The sequence below is a fragment of the Mesorhizobium sp. NPDC059025 genome (assembly GCF_042739655.1).
In the GTDB taxonomy this organism is placed as follows: Bacteria; Pseudomonadota; Alphaproteobacteria; order Rhizobiales; family Rhizobiaceae; genus Mesorhizobium.
In genome coordinates, this window is record NZ_JBHYIM010000002.1 from 501,261 (window position 1) to 517,166 (window position 15,906).

The 15,906-nt window shown below is 61.9% G+C and carries 19 protein-coding genes; 7 read left to right on the forward strand and 12 right to left on the reverse strand.

Going from position 1 to position 15,906, the window contains the following annotated elements:
- The first annotated feature begins 92 nt into the window (after window positions 1-92).
- Genes purL through ACFWYE_RS06705 form a run of 3 tightly spaced genes read left to right on the forward strand, consistent with a single transcriptional unit; the run spans window position 93 to window position 3,192 of the window.
- Window positions 93-2,318 (forward strand): phosphoribosylformylglycinamidine synthase subunit PurL, encoded by a 2,226-nt coding sequence (gene purL, locus ACFWYE_RS06695; protein ID WP_379110356.1) that lies wholly within the window; start codon window positions 93-95, stop codon window positions 2,316-2,318.
- Window positions 2,319-2,335: 17 nt separating this feature from the next.
- On the forward strand, window positions 2,336-2,569 hold the full coding sequence (locus ACFWYE_RS06700) for a BolA/IbaG family iron-sulfur metabolism protein (protein WP_054314029.1): 234 nt from the start codon (window positions 2,336-2,338) through the stop codon (window positions 2,567-2,569).
- Entirely contained in the window at window positions 2,569-3,192 is a 624-nt protein-coding gene (locus tag ACFWYE_RS06705) for an HAD-IA family hydrolase (RefSeq protein WP_379110357.1), read from the forward strand. The genes ACFWYE_RS06700 and ACFWYE_RS06705 overlap by 1 nt, the downstream gene beginning before the upstream one ends.
- 24 nt (window positions 3,193-3,216) lie before the next feature.
- Here ACFWYE_RS06705 and ACFWYE_RS06710 read toward each other — a convergent pair whose 3' ends face one another.
- A complete protein-coding gene (locus ACFWYE_RS06710; RefSeq protein WP_379110630.1) occupies window positions 3,217-3,840 on the reverse strand; it encodes a phosphodiester glycosidase family protein in 624 nt (207 codons plus the stop codon).
- 37 nt (window positions 3,841-3,877) lie between these two features.
- Window positions 3,878-4,030, reverse strand: coding sequence for a hypothetical protein (locus ACFWYE_RS06715; protein WP_379110652.1), 153 nt, complete (start codon window positions 4,028-4,030; stop codon window positions 3,878-3,880).
- A gap of 222 nt (window positions 4,031-4,252) precedes the next feature.
- On the opposite strand from ACFWYE_RS06715, the gene grxD reads away from it, so the two are divergent.
- Window positions 4,253-4,588, forward strand: a complete 336-nt coding sequence (grxD, locus tag ACFWYE_RS06720) for a Grx4 family monothiol glutaredoxin (RefSeq protein WP_129415847.1) — start codon at window positions 4,253-4,255, stop codon at window positions 4,586-4,588.
- A gap of 113 nt (window positions 4,589-4,701) precedes the next feature.
- Window positions 4,702-5,970 carry a multidrug effflux MFS transporter gene (locus tag ACFWYE_RS06725; RefSeq protein ID WP_379110359.1) on the forward strand — a complete coding sequence of 423 codons (1,269 nt, stop codon included), beginning with the start codon at window positions 4,702-4,704 and terminating at the stop codon, window positions 5,968-5,970.
- An 86-nt stretch (window positions 5,971-6,056) separates the two neighbouring features.
- Here ACFWYE_RS06725 and ACFWYE_RS06730 read toward each other — a convergent pair whose 3' ends face one another.
- The 5 genes from ACFWYE_RS06730 to ACFWYE_RS06750 form a co-directional block, all read right to left on the reverse strand.
- Window positions 6,057-6,878, reverse strand: a complete 822-nt coding sequence (locus tag ACFWYE_RS06730; RefSeq protein WP_379110361.1) for an inositol monophosphatase family protein — start codon at window positions 6,876-6,878, stop codon at window positions 6,057-6,059.
- Window positions 6,868-7,734 carry a tRNA 2-thiocytidine(32) synthetase TtcA gene (gene ttcA, locus ACFWYE_RS06735; protein ID WP_379110363.1) on the reverse strand — a complete coding sequence of 289 codons (867 nt, stop codon included), beginning with the start codon at window positions 7,732-7,734 and terminating at the stop codon, window positions 6,868-6,870. The genes ACFWYE_RS06730 and ttcA overlap by 11 nt, the downstream gene beginning before the upstream one ends.
- A gap of 118 nt (window positions 7,735-7,852) precedes the next feature.
- Window positions 7,853-8,470 carry a 30S ribosomal protein S4 gene (gene rpsD, locus ACFWYE_RS06740; protein ID WP_054314024.1) on the reverse strand — a complete coding sequence of 206 codons (618 nt, stop codon included), beginning with the start codon at window positions 8,468-8,470 and terminating at the stop codon, window positions 7,853-7,855.
- 284 nt (window positions 8,471-8,754) lie between these two features.
- On the reverse strand, window positions 8,755-10,290 hold the full coding sequence (locus ACFWYE_RS06745; protein WP_379110365.1) for an alkaline phosphatase: 1,536 nt from the start codon (window positions 10,288-10,290) through the stop codon (window positions 8,755-8,757).
- Between the two features lie 148 nt (window positions 10,291-10,438).
- Window positions 10,439-10,846: a winged helix-turn-helix transcriptional regulator gene (locus ACFWYE_RS06750; RefSeq protein WP_379072645.1), complete on the reverse strand. Its 408-nt coding sequence runs from the start codon at window positions 10,844-10,846 to the stop codon at window positions 10,439-10,441.
- A 146-nt stretch (window positions 10,847-10,992) separates the two neighbouring features.
- On the opposite strand from ACFWYE_RS06750, the gene ACFWYE_RS06755 reads away from it, so the two are divergent.
- Complete coding sequence (locus ACFWYE_RS06755) at window positions 10,993-11,631, forward strand: NAD(P)-dependent oxidoreductase (RefSeq protein ID WP_379110367.1); 639 nt, start codon at window positions 10,993-10,995, stop codon at window positions 11,629-11,631.
- Between the two features lie 124 nt (window positions 11,632-11,755).
- Here the strand turns inward: ACFWYE_RS06755 and ACFWYE_RS06760 are convergent, their stop codons facing one another.
- The 5 genes from ACFWYE_RS06760 to ACFWYE_RS06780 form a co-directional block, all read right to left on the reverse strand.
- A complete protein-coding gene (locus ACFWYE_RS06760) occupies window positions 11,756-11,944 on the reverse strand; it encodes a DUF3008 family protein (protein ID WP_379110369.1) in 189 nt (62 codons plus the stop codon).
- Between the two features lie 63 nt (window positions 11,945-12,007).
- Window positions 12,008-12,808: a glutamate racemase gene (gene murI / locus ACFWYE_RS06765; RefSeq protein ID WP_379072649.1), complete on the reverse strand. Its 801-nt coding sequence runs from the start codon at window positions 12,806-12,808 to the stop codon at window positions 12,008-12,010.
- A gap of 9 nt (window positions 12,809-12,817) precedes the next feature.
- On the reverse strand, window positions 12,818-13,693 hold the full coding sequence (locus tag ACFWYE_RS06770) for an RNA methyltransferase (protein ID WP_379110370.1): 876 nt from the start codon (window positions 13,691-13,693) through the stop codon (window positions 12,818-12,820).
- Between the two features lie 84 nt (window positions 13,694-13,777).
- The gene (locus tag ACFWYE_RS06775; protein WP_379110372.1) at window positions 13,778-14,404 is read right to left on the reverse strand and encodes a LysE family translocator; all 627 of its coding nucleotides are present in this window, start codon (window positions 14,402-14,404) and stop codon (window positions 13,778-13,780) included.
- The gene (locus ACFWYE_RS06780; RefSeq protein ID WP_379110374.1) at window positions 14,397-14,519 is read right to left on the reverse strand and encodes a hypothetical protein; all 123 of its coding nucleotides are present in this window, start codon (window positions 14,517-14,519) and stop codon (window positions 14,397-14,399) included. The genes ACFWYE_RS06775 and ACFWYE_RS06780 overlap by 8 nt, the downstream gene beginning before the upstream one ends.
- 109 nt (window positions 14,520-14,628) lie before the next feature.
- Here ACFWYE_RS06780 and ACFWYE_RS06785 point away from each other — a divergent pair, with 109 nt between their 5' ends.
- On the forward strand, window positions 14,629-15,840 hold the full coding sequence (locus ACFWYE_RS06785; protein WP_379110376.1) for an NADP-dependent isocitrate dehydrogenase: 1,212 nt from the start codon (window positions 14,629-14,631) through the stop codon (window positions 15,838-15,840).
- The last annotated feature ends 66 nt before the right edge of the window (window positions 15,841-15,906 follow it).

Here is a 15,906-nt window from a genome sequence, read left to right on the forward strand (position 1 = left end):
CATGCGGCCATTTTTCTGAAATCGGCAGTGTCGCAGCGCCGCCCGTTCGGCTATAGGGGCCGCAACACGCTCTCGGAGTTGCCCGCTGCACCATGACCATCTCCAACACCGTGAAGATCACGCCGGAACTGATTGCCTCTCACGGGCTGAAGCCTGACGAATACCAGCGCATCCTCGAACTGGTCGGGCGCGAACCGACCTTTACCGAGCTCGGTATCTTCTCGGCGATGTGGAACGAGCACTGCTCGTACAAATCCTCCAAGAAATGGCTGCGCACCTTGCCGACGAAGGGCCCTCGGGTCATTCAGGGCCCCGGCGAAAATGCCGGCGTGGTCGATATCGGCGACGGCGATGTCGTGGTCTTCAAGATGGAGAGCCACAACCACCCCTCCTTCATCGAGCCCTATCAGGGCGCGGCCACCGGTGTCGGCGGCATCCTGCGCGACGTCTTCACCATGGGTGCGCGGCCCGTCGCGGCGATGAATGCGCTGCGCTTCGGCGCGCCGGACCACCCCAAGACCCGTCACCTGGTGGCAGGCGTGGTCGCCGGTGTCGGCGGCTACGGCAATTCCTTCGGCGTGCCGACTGTTGGCGGCGAGGTCAATTTCGACACCCGCTACAACGGCAACATCCTGGTCAACGCGTTCGCGGCCGGCCTCGCCAAGGCCGACGGCATCTTCCTGTCGCAAGCCAAGGGCGTCGGCCTGCCGGTGGTCTATCTCGGCGCCAAGACCGGTCGTGACGGCGTCGGCGGCGCCACCATGGCTTCGGCCGAATTCGACGACAAGATCGACGAGAAGCGCCCGACCGTGCAGGTCGGCGATCCGTTCACCGAGAAGTGCCTGCTGGAAGCCTGCCTGGAGTTGATGGCATCCGGCGCTGTCATCGCCATCCAGGACATGGGTGCCGCCGGCCTCACCTGCTCGGCCGTAGAGATGGGAGCCAAGGGTGACCTCGGCATCGAACTCGAACTCGACAAGGTGCCAGTGCGCGAAGAGCGCATGAGCGCCTACGAAATGATGCTCTCCGAGAGCCAGGAGCGCATGCTGATGGTGCTGCGCCCCGAAAAAGAACAGGAAGCCGAAGCGATCTTCCGCAAATGGGGTCTTGATTTCGCCATCGTCGGCAAGACCACCGACGACCTGCGCTTCCGCGTCCTGCACCAGGGCGAGGAAGTCGCCAACCTGCCGATCAAGGAACTGGGTGACCAGGCGCCGGAATATGACCGGCCATGGGTTGAGCCGGCAAAGCGCGCACCGCTGGCGGCCAACGACATCCCGCAGGCAGATGTTGCCGACGCATTGTTGAAGATGCTCGGCGGCCCTGACCTCTCCTCTCGCCGCTGGGTGTGGGAGCAGTATGATACGCTGATCCAGGGCAATTCGCTGCAGATCCCGGGCGGTGATGCCGGCGTCGTGCGCGTCGACGGCCATGCCACCAAGGCACTCGCCTTCTCCTCCGATGTGACCCCGCGCTACTGCGAGGCCGATCCGTATGAGGGCGGCAAGCAGGCGGTGGCCGAATGCTGGCGCAACCTGACTGCGACCGGCTCCTTGCCGCTCGCTGCGACCGACAACCTCAATTTCGGCAATCCGGAGCGCCCCGAGATCATGGGGCAGTTCGCCAAGGCCGTCACCGGCATTGGCGATGCCTGCCGCGCGCTCGACTTCCCGATCGTGTCGGGCAATGTCTCGCTCTACAACGAAACCAACGGGCAAGGCATCCTGCCGACACCGACCATCGGCGGCGTCGGCCTGATCGATGACTGGTCGAAGATGGCCAAGGTCGGCTTCGCCGGCGAAGGCGAAGTCATCCTGCTCATCGGCGGCCCGGCCGGCTGGGGCAGCCATCTTGCCCAGTCGATCTACATGCGTGACATCCACAACCGCAGCGACGGCCCGCCGCCGCCGGTCGACCTCGCACATGAGAAGAAGGTCGGCGATTTCGTGCGCAAGCTGATCCGCGCCGGCGCGGCAACCGCCGTGCATGACCTGTCGGATGGCGGCCTTGCCGTGGCGCTTGCCGAAATGGCGATGGCATCCGGCATCGGCGCGACGGTGCCCGGCCTGAGCGACGCCAACCCGATCCCCGTCTTCTTCGGCGAAGACCAGGGTCGCTATCTTGTCACGGTGAAATTCGCCGGCCAGTCGGAAGAGTTGCAGGCGCTGTGGAACGAGGCCAAGGCACTCGGCATCTTCGCGCCATGGATCGGCAACACCGGCGGCAGCGAATTGAAACTGGGCTCCGCGCGCGCCATATCAATCAAGGACTTGAAAGCGGCGCACGAATCCTGGTTTCCTCGCTTCATGGGGAACTGAAGAAGAAGGAACGTCCCATGGCTATGGACTCCCGCGACATCGAACGGCTGATCAAGGAAGGCATTCCGGACGCCAAGGTGACGATCCGCGATCTGGCAGGCGACGGCGATCATTACGCTGCCGAAGTCGTGGCCGAGAGCTTCCGCGGCAAGAACCGCGTGCAGCAGCACCAGATGGTCTACGACGCGCTGAAAGGCAACATGGGCGGCGTGCTACATGCCCTTGCCCTGCAGACCAGCGTACCGGAGTGATGCGGGCCGTCTTCTTCGACGTTGACGGCGTTCTGATCCACAGCCTTTTCCACCCTGACCCGACGCGTCGCCGACGCTGGGATCAGCATCTCCTGGAGGATCTGGGAGTGGCCAGGGAGGATATCGCCCCTCTCTTCGGACCGGAATTCAATGACGTGATCGAGGGTCGGGTCTCGCTCGTCAACAAGCTTGACGTGTTCCTGCCGACGATCGGCTTTCGCGGTTCCTCGCTCGATTTCCTGACCTATTGGCTGACACGCGACGTCAGCCTGAACCTGCCGCTCCTCGATCTCATCAAGAAGCTGCGCCGTTCCGGCGACACACGCCTGTTCGTCGCCACCAACCAGGAACACATCCGCGCCTTCCACCTGTGGAACGACGTCGGGCTGCGGCATTATTTCGACGAGATGTTCTACGCCGCACGCTTCGGCGTCGGCAAGAACAGCGGCCGCTTCTATGAAAACGTCGAGCAGTTGATCGGACAGCAAGCCCAGCCCCCGCTTTTCTTCGACGATTCCGCCAGGGTTGTCGCGGCCGCGCAGCAGCATGGTTGGGAGGCTGTCCTCTATCACGATCTCGAGGATTTCACGTGTCATCCGTGGATCGCAGCACGGCTCAGCTGAACAAGTTGCCGGCAAGAGTGTGAACTACCGCGTCGTCACCGCCAGAATCGGTCCGGCGGGAAACGAGCCACCGACAACCGCGTCGGTTCCGCTGGAGAGCGTCGAGACCGCGCCGTCAAAAAACAGCGCATTGCGGCAGCCCAGCGCATCGCGAAACAACCTGGCGAAACCGCCAAGGCTGACTTCGCCGCGCGAGATCGCCAGCACCACCGTATCGGGATCGCGAACGCCGACACCGTTGCGGATGTAGCGCGACGTGCCATTCGGTTCGAAGCGTGGGTGCACGGCTCCGTCGATCACCAGCATCGGACCGGATTGCGTGGCATAGGTCACCGCAGGTCCGACAGCCGCGAAGGCGCCGGTTTCCTGAACACCTGCCTTGCCATCGATACCGATGTAGAAAACCCCGTTCGGCTTGAGAAAGAAATTGCCCTCCGCGTCTTCGCGGTTGAGCGGTGCTTCTTCGTGGGCATTCTCGACGAACAGGCCGACCGGCGACAGGTCCTTGTGGTACATGCCGGCATTCATGGCGAGCAACACCGGTGAACCGGCAGTGCGCATGGCTTCGGTGAATTTCGCTACGGAACCGTACGGTTTGGCTGCCGCATCCTGCCTGTGAAGCGATACCGCGTATCGGCGCAAGTCCACCTCGCACACGACATAAGCGACCGTTTCGAACGTGAGGTCACGGCAAGGTTCCGGCAACGCACTCCCTGCCGGCAATTGTGCAGGCTGCGGCACCGGCGACGCCGGTTGCGGCGGCATCGGAGATGATGGCGGGGGCGCCGATGTCGTGGACTGTTGAGGCGAAGCCTGTTGCGATCGCACGGCAAGCCATGTCACCAGACAGGCTCCAGCGAGCAGCAGAACCAGCAAAACCAGCCAGGTTCGGTGCGTCATCGGCGACCTGAGACCGCGCTCTGCTTGGCCCAGCAACCGACTGTTGCTTGCGCCATTTCAGCATGGTGATCGGCAAACATCTTGTTTCAGCTCGCTGTCGGGGTTATCTCATGATGATGTTACAGGCCCGACTCCCGCGGGCGCAGAAGGATTTTGGCCCATGAGCGGAATCAACGACTACATCGACAGCGAAGTGAAGAGCAACGACGTCGTCCTGTTCATGAAGGGCACGCCGGGCTTCCCGCAGTGCGGCTTCTCGGGTCAGGTCGTGCAGATCCTCGACTATATCGGCGTGGACTACAAGGGCGTCAACGTGTTGACTTCCAACGATCTTCGCCAGGGCATCAAGGATTATTCCAACTGGCCGACCATCCCGCAGCTTTATGTGAAGGGTGAGTTCGTGGGCGGTTGCGACATCATCCGCGAGATGTTCCAGGCCGGTGAATTGCAGGCCTTCCTCGACGAGAAGGGTATCAAGGTCAAAGGCGCCGCCTGACCTGATCCTTGCCAGGCAGCCCCCTGCCCGGCTGAACTAAAATCGTCCGTTTCAGGACATAAGGCCGATGCGCCCCGATAGCGCATCGGCATTTTGGCATTTGGGGGATCCTCATGGACACGCAAACCCAGCAAGACGCCCGACAACCGGCCTTCGCAATTCCGCGCTGGGAATTCATCTCCATCTGCGCCGCGCTGATGGCTCTGAACGCGCTTGCCATCGACATCATGCTGCCCGGGCTGCAGGAGATCGGTTCCAGCCTCGGCGTCGCCAACGAGAACCACCGGCAATATGTGATCTCCGCCTATTTCGGCGGACTAGCCGCCGCACTGATCTTCTATGGGCCGCTGTCGGACCGCTTCGGCCGCCGCAAGCCGCTGCTGGTCGGTCTCGTCATCTATATCTGTGCCGCTGCCAGCGCGGTGTTCGCGCCGAGCTTCGAAACACTGCTGCTGCTGCGTTTCATCCAGGGCATCGGTGCCGCCTCGACGCGTGTCATCGCGGTCTCGATGGTGCGCGACCGTTTCGGCGGCCGCGCCATGGCCGAAGTCATGTCGTTGATCTTCATGGTCTTCATGGTGGTTCCGGTGGTGGCGCCATCGATCGGACAAGTGGTGATGATCTTTGCCAACTGGCACATGATCTTCATGGCGATGGCCCTGATCGCCACGGCAATCGCTCTGTGGACCTTCATCCGGATGCCCGAAACACAGCATCCGGAAGACCGTCGGCAGATCGATCTCGGTTCCGTTGCACAGGGTTTCGGGATCGTGCTGTCGAACCGGCTGTCGCTCGGCTATACACTGGCTTCAACGTCCGTGTTCGCCGCGCTGTTCGGCTTCATCAACTCCGCACCGCAGATCTATCTCGACATCTACCATCTCGGTTACTGGTTTCCGGTGCTGTTCGCAGCGATCGCCGGCATGATGGCCGTATCCTCGTTCGTGAATTCGCGCCTTGTCATGCGGCTCGGCATGCGTCGCCTGTCGCACGGCGCGCTGATCGGCTTCACCATCGTCTCGACGATATGGTTCGTTCTGTCCCTGATCGGACCAATACCGCTGCCGCTGTTCGTGCTCATGTTCGCCCTGGCGATGTTCCAGTTCGGCTGGATCGGCTCCAACTTCAACGCCATCGCAATGGAACCGCTCGGCCATATCGCCGGCACGGCGGCATCGATCCAGGGTTTCATCCAGACGCTGGGCGGCGGACTGATCGGCGCAGGCATCGGCCAGGCCTTCGACGGTACGGTGACACCGCTGGCCGCCGGCTTCTGCGGCGTGGGAATCCTGGGATTGGTCTTCGTGCTGATCGCTGAGCGGGGCAGGCTGTTTACGGCGCCCAATGCACCACACACGGTCAGTGCGGATATTTCCCACTAATAAAAGCCGGCAGCAGGGCCTGCCGGCTTTTACGAGAGCAATTCCGGCAAAAGAGCTGGAGTGTTTCCGCCAAAAGCGGAACCGTTCTAAGCCCAGAGTTCGCGCTTGATCTCGGCCCAGCTTGCCTTGTCCGGCGCCACGATCAGGCCACCCGCAACATGGGATGGCAGGTAGGCGCTGCCGTCGAACCGCGCGGCATAGCCACCGGCCTCCTGATGTATCAGCACACCGGCCAGATGGTCCCATGGCATCATCACGTTCTGGACGATGAAATGCGCGTGCCCGGCGGCGAGCACGCGATACTCATGCGCCGAGCAGCGATAGCCGATGTAAGACAGGCATTTCGCCTGGTTCCTTGCAAGCAGCGAACGCTCGGGTTCATCGAAAGCCTGCCAGCCCAGCGCGCCGGTCATCAACGAGAACGGCACCGGTTCGGCCACGGCGACACGCTCTCTGCCCTGCCCGCTCACCATGTGGCTTCCCGCCCCGCGAACGCCGACCAGGGCATCCTTGCCAACCGGATCATAGATGATGCCGGCAACGGTCTCGCCGTCCTTGACCACGGCCAGGATCACGCCGAACACGGGTACGCCGGAAGCGAAGTTGTAGGTGCCGTCGACCGGATCGATGACAAAGGCCAGCTTGCTGCCGCCGAGCTTCGCCAGCAATGTCCTGTCGGCCTCGCACGCTTCTTCGCCGACAATCAGCGCATCCGGATATTTTTCGGCCAGGGCCTGGGCGATCACCCGCTCCGCATTGATATCCGCCTGGGTGACGAGGTCGGCAGCCGATTTCTTCTGCTGCACGTCTCCTGCGCCAAGGCGGCGAAAGCGCGGCATGATCTCACGCTCCGCCGCGTCGGCCAGAACCCCGGTCAGCCATTCGATGTCGCGGTCGTCAAAGCGCATTTGTATTTCCGGAAGCAGGAGCCAAAGCAGCGAAATCGAACAGCTTGCGGTCAAGCAGATGCGAAGGCCGCACATTGGTCATGGCGCGGATCATGGTGTCCTTGCGGCCGGGCATGCGTTTTTCGATATCGTCGAGCATCGCCTTCATGGCGTTGCGCTGCAGTCCTTCCTGGCTGCCGCAGAGGTCGCAAGGGATGATCGGAAAGGCCATGGCGTTGGCGAACTTCTCCAGATCCTCCTCGGCGCAATAGGCCAGCGGCCGCAGCACCATCATGTCGCCCTCGTCGTTGAGAAGCTTCGGCGGCATGGCAGCCAGGCGCCCCCCGTGGAAGAGGTTCATGAAGAAGGTTTCGAGGATGTCCTCGCGGTGATGGCCCAGCACCAGCGCCGAACAGCCCTCCTCGCGCGCCACACGGTAGAGATGGCCGCGCCGCAGCCGCGAACAGAGCGAGCAGTAAGTCGAGTTCTCGGGCAGCTTGTCGGTGACGATCGAATAGGTGTCCTGGTACTCGATGCGGTGCGCGACACCGTTGGCCGTCAGGTAGTCCGGCAGGATGTGCTTGGGAAAGTTCGGCTGGCCCTGGTCGAGATTGCAGGCGATGAGGTCGACCGGCAGCAGACCGCGCCATTTCAGGTCGAGCAGAAGCGCCAGCAATCCGTAGGAATCCTTGCCGCCCGACAAGGCGACCAGCCAGCGTTCGCCCGGTTTCACCATGGCGAAATCATCCATGGCCTGGCGCGACAGCCTGAGCAGGCGCTTGCGCAGCTTGTTGAATTCGACCGACGACGGCACGTCGCGAAACAGTGGATGGCAACCACCATCGAGATCGGGGATCGGGTCTGCTGGTGCGTTCATGGCGTTGCGTTCCGCAGTTGATGCCGCGCCTTATAACGAGGCTCGCTTCACCAAACAAATGCCCGCAACAAAAAAGGCCGCCCGAAGGCGGCCTTTTGCATTCGAATTCACGAACTGATTAGCGCGAATAATATTCGACGACCAGGTTCGGTTCCATCTGGACGGCGAACGGAACGTCCGCCAGGCCCGGAACGCGGGCAAAGGTCGCGACCATCTTGTTGTGGTCGGCTTCGATGTAGTCCGGCACGTCGCGCTCGGCGAGGCCGACGGACTCCAGAACGATGACGAGCTGCTTCGACTTCTCGCGCACCTCGATGACATCGCCCGGCTTGCAACGGTAAGAACCGATGTTGGTGCGCTTACCGTTCACATTGATGTGGCCGTGGTTCACGAACTGGCGTGCAGCGAAGATGGTCGGCACGAACTTGGCGCGATAGACGACGGCGTCCAGGCGCGACTCGAGCAGGCCGATCAGATTCTCGGAGGTGTCGCCCTTGCGGCGGTTGGCCTCTTCATAGGTCTTGCGGAACTGCTTTTCCGAAACGTCACCATAGTGACCCTTCAGCTTCTGCTTGGCGCGCAGCTGCAGGCCGAAGTCGGAAAGCTTGCCCTTGCGGCGCTGGCCGTGCTGGCCGGGGCCGTATTCGCGCTTGTTGACCGGGGACTTCGGGCGGCCCCAGATGTTTTCACCAAGACGGCGATCGATCTTGTACTTAGCGGATTCGCGTTTGCTCATCGCATTCCCTTTCAAAACAACAGACCCGAACCACCACGGTTCGGGCGAAGGAAACGCGCCCTCCTCTGGCCTCCTTTTTCGAGACCTGACAGGGTTTTCCGCGCAAAGCGATGGAAAACCCACGGGACACGTCAGTTTGCGGGGCCAGAAAAATGTACGCTGTTTTCCGTCCGGTCTCGCAGCCACGGAAAACCAAACACCGGACGCGTGGCCCGGTGCTTGGGCGGCTACCTAATTGAAGAGTCCCGCCTTGTCAACGGCGGGACAGAACCGACGCCTTACAGCTATTGCTTCTTCTGAAGCCTGTCACCTATGCCGGACGCATAGTTCATGACGTGGAAGGTGTAGTTTTCCTCCACAGTACCCTGGAACAGATGCGCCCACGGCCCGATGGCATAGATGCCAAGGTCTTCGCCGCCATGCGTTTCGCTGGAGAGCGGCACCAGCGAGTGCTGCACGAAGTCCGGCTTCATTGTCTCCTCCGAGGTCAGCATGGGGCGCTCGGATGGTTTTTCCGCGCCCCCCGGCCCGTTGGCAAAGCCGATTGTGGTGTAGGTCTTCCCATCCTTGCCGTAGATCGGTTCATCATCGACACCGACCGAAATGCCAAGGATGGGATTGCCGCGCTTGGCATAGCCGGCGATCGTCAGTGTGTGGCTGTGGTCGCCGGTGACAACGATCAGCGTCTCGTCGAGGTCCACCTTGCGCAGGATCGCCTTGACCGCCTCGTTCATCGCCGCTGCATCCGAAAGCGTGCGATAGGCGTTGGATTCATGGCTGGCATGGTCGATGCGCCCGCCCTCGACCAGAAGCACATAGCCCTCCGGATTGCGCGACAGGATATCGATCGATTTCTCCGCCATTTCCGCCAGCGAAGGCTCGCCCGCCTTGTCGCCCGGACGGTCATGTTCGTATTGCATATGGGACGGCTCGAACAGGCCAAGCAGATGATCAGTCCTGGTAGGATCGATCGCCTTGAACTGCTCGGCATTCCACACGAAGGCACCTTTGTCGCCATAGCGGCTGAGCCAGGCCTGCGTCAGGTCCTTGCCGTCCTTGCGCTTGCCTTTCTTGTCGGCATATTCCGGATCGGCTGCCGTGGCCGGCAGGAAGCGATCACGGCCGCCGCCCATCGCCACCTCGAGACCGTTGCCGTAGCGCATGTCGACCAATTGCTGCGCGATGTCGGCACAGCCGGCGGATACCGCCTCGGCCGGCATGTCGGCATCCGATTCCCAATCGCGGTTGGCGATATGGGAGTAGGTGGCGCCCGGCGTGGCATGCGTAAGCCGCGCCGTGGTGATCGCTCCTGTCGACAGGCCGAGCGTTTCGGCCATTTCCCACAAGGTTGTCACCGCCTTGGTTTTCTGGTCCTCGCAGGAATCCAGCCTGGCGGTGTGGTTGAGACCCATCAGGTCGTTGATGGTTTTCACGCCCGTCGTCATGGCAACCGCGCTCGGAGCGGAGTCGGTGATCTGAGCATCGGCAGAGTAGGTCTTGGAGGCCGCAAGATAAGGGAATGCCTCCCAGGCGAGCACGTTGGATTCGCCGTCGACCCCGCGCTGCTGCCCCTCGAAGATACGGGCTGCGGTAACGGTGGAGAAACCCATGCCGTCACCTACGACCAGGATGACGTTCTTGGCGCGGTTGGTGTTCTTCTGGCGCTTCAGTATCTGGTTGAGCGCGCCGTCGGCCTGTTTGTAGTAAGGGTCGTCGCCCTGCACCAGCCTGGCATCCTCGGCGCGAACGCCGGTCGCAGCCACGACGCCAGCCAGTACGAACAGGGCAGGTCGAGCAAAATCCTTCCAGTAGCGTTTCATTCCTTCCTCCGCAGAATGACCCCACCGCGAGGCAATGATTAGCCCGCTAATGAAATCTGGCAATGGCCATGAGGAGAAAGGAGCGATTTTCCCCAGCGCAAAGCAGGCATGTGTTGTCGATGTCCTGTGCGGGGAGGCGTTACCCGGCTCAAGCGGCGGCGTCGAAAGCCGCCCGTGCGGAACGCAGAGTGTCACGGTTGCCGGCAGCCCAGGCGCCGAGCGCCGCAATCGGCACGGCAAGCGACTGGCCGAGTTCCGTCAGCGCATACTCCACTTCCGGTGGCGTCGTTGGCCGCACGGTACGGCTGACAAGACCATCACGCTCCAGCGAACGCAATGTGACGGTCAGCATGCGCTGGGAGATGCCCTCGATCGCACGTTTCAGCGCATTGAAGCGCATCGATGCCGGCTGCAGGTTGAGGATGACGAGAATGCTCCAGGTGTCGCCGACGCGGTCGAGCACCTCGCGGATCGGGCAGTTGCCATCGGCGTCGGTGGCAAAACCCGGCGTGGTGTGCAGCAGTGGCACGCCCACTTCGTTCGTCCTGGCGTTCATGCAGTTCCTTCCATGTAACCTGGGCACGAAATCATGCGTTCTTTTCGGCGCCCCTCGTCACAGCTATCTAGTTACTGGTGATAACCTGATTACCAGAAATATCCGGCTTTCCCAATCAGGGAAAGGGACAGACAAGGAGACCAATCATGAAGATCGCCCTTATCGGCGCCTCCGGCTTCGTCGGCAGCGCGCTGCTCAAGGAAGCCACCCAGCGCGGCCACAGCGTCACAGCCATTGTCCGCAATCCCGAGAAGATCGCGGCAGCCTCTGGTGTTACCGCCGTCAAGGGCGACGTCAACGACGTCAAGCAGCTCGCAGCATTGCTTGCCGGCCATGACGTCGTCATCTCCGCTTTCAATGGCGGCTGGGGCGACCCCGACATCTACAACAAGCATATCACCGGCTCGCGCGCCATCGCGGCCGCTGCCAAACAGGCCGGCGTGCGCCTGATCGTTGTAGGCGGCGCCGGCAGCCTGCTGGCGCCGGACGGCAGCCAGATCGTCGATTCGCCCAACTTCCCCGCCGCCTACAGGGATGGCGCTCGCGCTGCCCGTGATGCGCTTGCCGAACTGCGCAAGGATAGCGGCCTTGAGTGGTCGTTCGTGTCGCCGGCAGCCCACATCGCGCCGGGCGAACGCACCGGAAAGTTCCGCCTCGGCGGCGATGAGCCGGTGCTCGATGCCAAGGGCGAAAGCCATGTCTCGGTCGAGGACCTCGCCTACGCAGTCCTCGACGAGGCGGAAAAGCCGAAGCACACTGGCAAGCGTTTCACGCTCGGCTACTGACCACTGGAGCAATTCCGGGAAAACCGTGCAGCGGTTTTCCGTCTGGAGTTGCGTAATAACAGGGAGAGCGTTTTCACCGTTTCATGGAAATGGTGAAACGCTCGAATTGACCTGCCGGATGCGGCTAGTCCTCGGATTTCTTCTCCGGCAGGCCGTCGAGCTTGGTTTCTGCCAATTCTTCAAGCTCCGTCTCGGTCATCGACTGATACATCTGTTTCGACGCACCGATGAGCTCGCTCTTCTTGATCTCGCCGCGTTTGGCGGCGAGCGCCGCGCCCGCAGCGCGCTGCTGCGCTTTTGAGGTGGCCGGCATAGTCGCATCTCCTGTTTCCGCCTGATCGGGAAACGGCCTGCCGGGCCATGCGTTCCGGTAAATTCAGCTTGCGGTCAGACCAAAGCCCTGCATCAGGCGCCGCGTCGCGAAATTGGTCTTGCCCGAGGTGAAGACGGCGAAATCGGTGCCGTTGCTCGAAAGCTCGGCTGGTTCCATCGGCCTTCCATCCTGCAACAACGACAGCGCCCGTCGCGCGATCGCTTCGGCCGGGTCGATCCAGTCAACCGGCCACGGTGCGGTCTTGCGCATGCGGTTGACCAGGAAGGGATAATGGGTGCAGGCCAGCACGACGATGTCGGTGAAGCGGCCGTCCTGTTCGATGAAACAGGGGGAGATCTCGGCACGCACAGCCTCTTCGTCGACGAAACCGTCGCGCATGTAGATCTCGGCGAGGCCTGCCAGCGCGGTGGAGCCGACCAACCGCACATGACATTTCTGCGCCCATCTGCCGATAAGATCGCGCGTGTATTGCCGCTTCACTGTACCCGGCGTGGCCAGCACAGAAACAAGGCCTGAGCGCGTGCGTTCGGCCGCCGGCTTGATCGCGGGTACGGTACCGACGAAAAGATGGGCGGGAAAAGCCTCACGCAGCGCGTCGATGACCAGTGTCGAGGCGGTGTTGCAGGCGATGACTGAAATCGCCGGCTGGTAGCGTTCCAGCAATTGCCCGAACAGCGCCAGGAGATGCGCATTCAATGCCGGCTCCTCCCAATTGCCGTAGGGAAAAGCAGCATCGTCGGCGATGTAGATGAAGCGGCGGTCGGGCATCAGCACGCGCGCCTCGCGCAGCACGGTGAGCCCGCCGACACCGGAATCGAAGATCAGGATCGGCTGCTCGGTCATTTCGTGCCCTCAGTCGTTGTCCAGCCCCTTGCCGCCGACCGGCGGCAGCATGTCAGCGTCGTCGCCGTCCTCCGACGGGTGCGCTGCACGATCAGCCTTGGCCTTGCGCTCAGGATAGCCGGCGCCGCGCGGCTCCTTCGGGGAGAAATAGTCAAGCGACGCAACGACACCACGCAGCACCTTCAGCTCCGGCTCGGCGAAGCCGGCGCGGGTCAACACGGCGCGCAGATTGTCGACCATCTTGGGCTTCTTTGCGGCAGGCCGGAAATAACCGCGCGCCTCAAGCGCCGCTTCCAGATGTCCGAACAAGCCGTGCAGCTGTTGCTTGGTCGCCGGCAGCATTTCCGCGCTGGAGAAGTTGGTATCGGTCTCGTTCTCGAGGCCGGACTTCATCCATTCATAGGACATCAGAAGCACCGCCTGGGCGATGTTGAGCGAGGAGAAGGCAGGGTCGACCGGAAAAGTGACGATCTCGTCAGCAAGACCGACCTCGTCATTGTAGAGCCCGAAGCGCTCGCGCCCGAACAGGATGCCGGTCTTCAGGCCGTCACGCGTTCGGGCCCGCAGTGTCCTTCCTGCCTCCACCGGTCCGCGCACCGGCTTGAAGCCATCGCGCTCGCGCGCCGTGGTGGCGAAGATGAAATTGAGGTCGGCGATGGCTGAAGGCAGATCGTCGTAAAGCTTGACCGCATCGATGACGTGATCGGCCCTGCTGGCGGCGGCTCGGGCCTTCTCGCTTGGCCAGCCGTCGCGCGGATTGACCAGCCTCAGCTCGCTCAAGCCGAAATTCGCCATGGCGCGCGCGACCATGCCGATGTTTTCGCCAAGCTGCGGCTCGACAAGGATGATGGCGGGCCCGGCGGCCTGTTCAGGTGAATTCGTCATGACAAAACGCTCATTTGCGACACTGTCGCGACCCCTGCCATATTCGGCCGCGAAAATGAAGCTTTGGCTTTTTCGGCCTACGGTTCAGCGATGCTGCAGCGCCAGGCGTACCCCAAGCGCACAATAAATGCCGCCAACGACCTTGCCCTGCCATTTCAGGATCGTCGGATTGCGGCGCAGAAGGTTGCCGAGCGCGCCGGCGCCGAACGCGAAAACCAGCGTGCTCACCAGTCCGAGCACGACGAAGATGACGCCAAGGCTGAGCAATTGGACAGGAACCGGCCCATTCTCCGGCCGCACGAACTGAGGCAGGAAGGCGAGGAAAAACAATGCCGTCTTGGGGTTGAGGACTTCGGCCACGATTGCCTGCCGAAAAGCTTTTCCGGCGCTGATCGGCAACGTATTCGCGGCCAGCTCCGTCGGCGCTTTGGCCAGGATCGCGCGGATACCGAGGTAAACGAGGTAGCCGGCGCCGAGATATTTGACGACCGAGAACAACATGGCCGATGCAGCAATGATGGCCGAGATGCCGACGATGGCCAGCACGGTGTGGATCATGTCGCCGGCAGCGATGCCGGCACCGGTGGCAACACCCACCTTCGTTCCCGAGCTGGTCGAGCGTGCGACAGTGAGAAGCGTTGCTGGCCCCGGAATGAAGACGAAGCCGAACACGATCGCGACATAAGAAATCAGTGTGGCCAGATCAATCATGCGTGAGCTCCCGATCGACAGCTGCCGACAGCATCACCGTTTCGACCGAAAAGCAATGTTCTGCCGGCAGTGGGGCTTGTTCATTGGCGCGTATTTGATTGTCGCCGAGGTTCAATCTCGCATTCTGAGCGTTTGCACCCCCAATCGTGCTTTGATATAGGGGCCGCATCTCCTGGCCGAGCCGTGCGCGAGGCCCTTCCCGACCAGCAGCGAGGCTTCTTTCCATGGCGAAGATCAAGGTGGCTAACCCCGTCGTCGAACTCGACGGCGACGAGATGACCCGCATCATCTGGCAGTTCATCAAGGACAAGCTGATCCACCCCTATCTCGACCTCAACCTCGACTATTACGACCTTGGCATCGAGCATCGCGACGCCACCAACGACCAGGTAACCATCGACGCCGCCAACGCCATCAACAAGTATGGCGTGGGCGTTAAGTGCGCGACCATCACGCCCGACGAAGCCCGCGTCGAAGAGTTCAAGCTCAAGAAGATGTGGAAGAGCCCGAACGGCACGATCCGCAACATCCTGGGCGGCGTCATCTTCCGTGAGCCGATCATCATGAAGAACGTGCCGCGCCTGGTGCCGGGCTGGACCAAGCCGATCATCGTCGGCCGTCATGCCTTCGGCGACCAGTACAAGGCGACCGACTTCAAGTTCCCCGGCAAGGGCAAGCTTTCGATCAAGTTCGTCGGCGATGACGGCCAGGTGATTGAGCACGACGTGTTCGATGCGCCCGGCGCCGGTGTGGCGATGGCCATGTACAATCTCGACGAATCGATCCGCGAATTCGCCCGCGCATCCCTGAACTACGGCCTGCTGCGCGGCTATCCGGTCTATCTCTCGACCAAGAACACCATCCTCAAGGCCTATGACGGCCGCTTCAAGGATATCTTCCAGGAAGTCTATGAGAAGGAATTCGAGGCCGCCCTCAAGGAGAAGAAGATCTGGTACGAACACCGCCTGATCGACGACATGGTCGCCTCTTCGCTCAAGTGGTCCGGCGGTTATGTCTGGGCCTGCAAGAACTATGACGGCGACGTGCAGTCCGACACCGTTGCACAGGGCTTCGGCTCACTCGGCCTGATGACTTCGGTGCTGATGACGCCGGATGGCAAGACTGTGGAAGCGGAAGCCGCACACGGCACCGTCACCCGCCACTACCGCCAGCATCAGAAGGGCGAGGAGACCTCGACCAACTCGATCGCCTCGATCTTTGCCTGGACCCGCGGTCTCGCGCACCGCGCCAAGCTGGACGACAATGCCGAACTGAAGCGTTTCGCCGAGACGCTGGAGAGGGTCTGCATCCAGACCGTCGAGGGCGGCTACATGACCAAGGATCTGTCGCTGCTGATCGGTCCCGACCAGCCCTGGCTGTCGACCACCGGTTTCCTCGACAAGATCGACGAGAACCTGCAGAAGGCCATGGCCTGATCCTGGCAGGATGGAAACTGAAAAAGCCCCGGAGCGATCCGGGGCTTTTTTTGTTGGGTCGCCCTT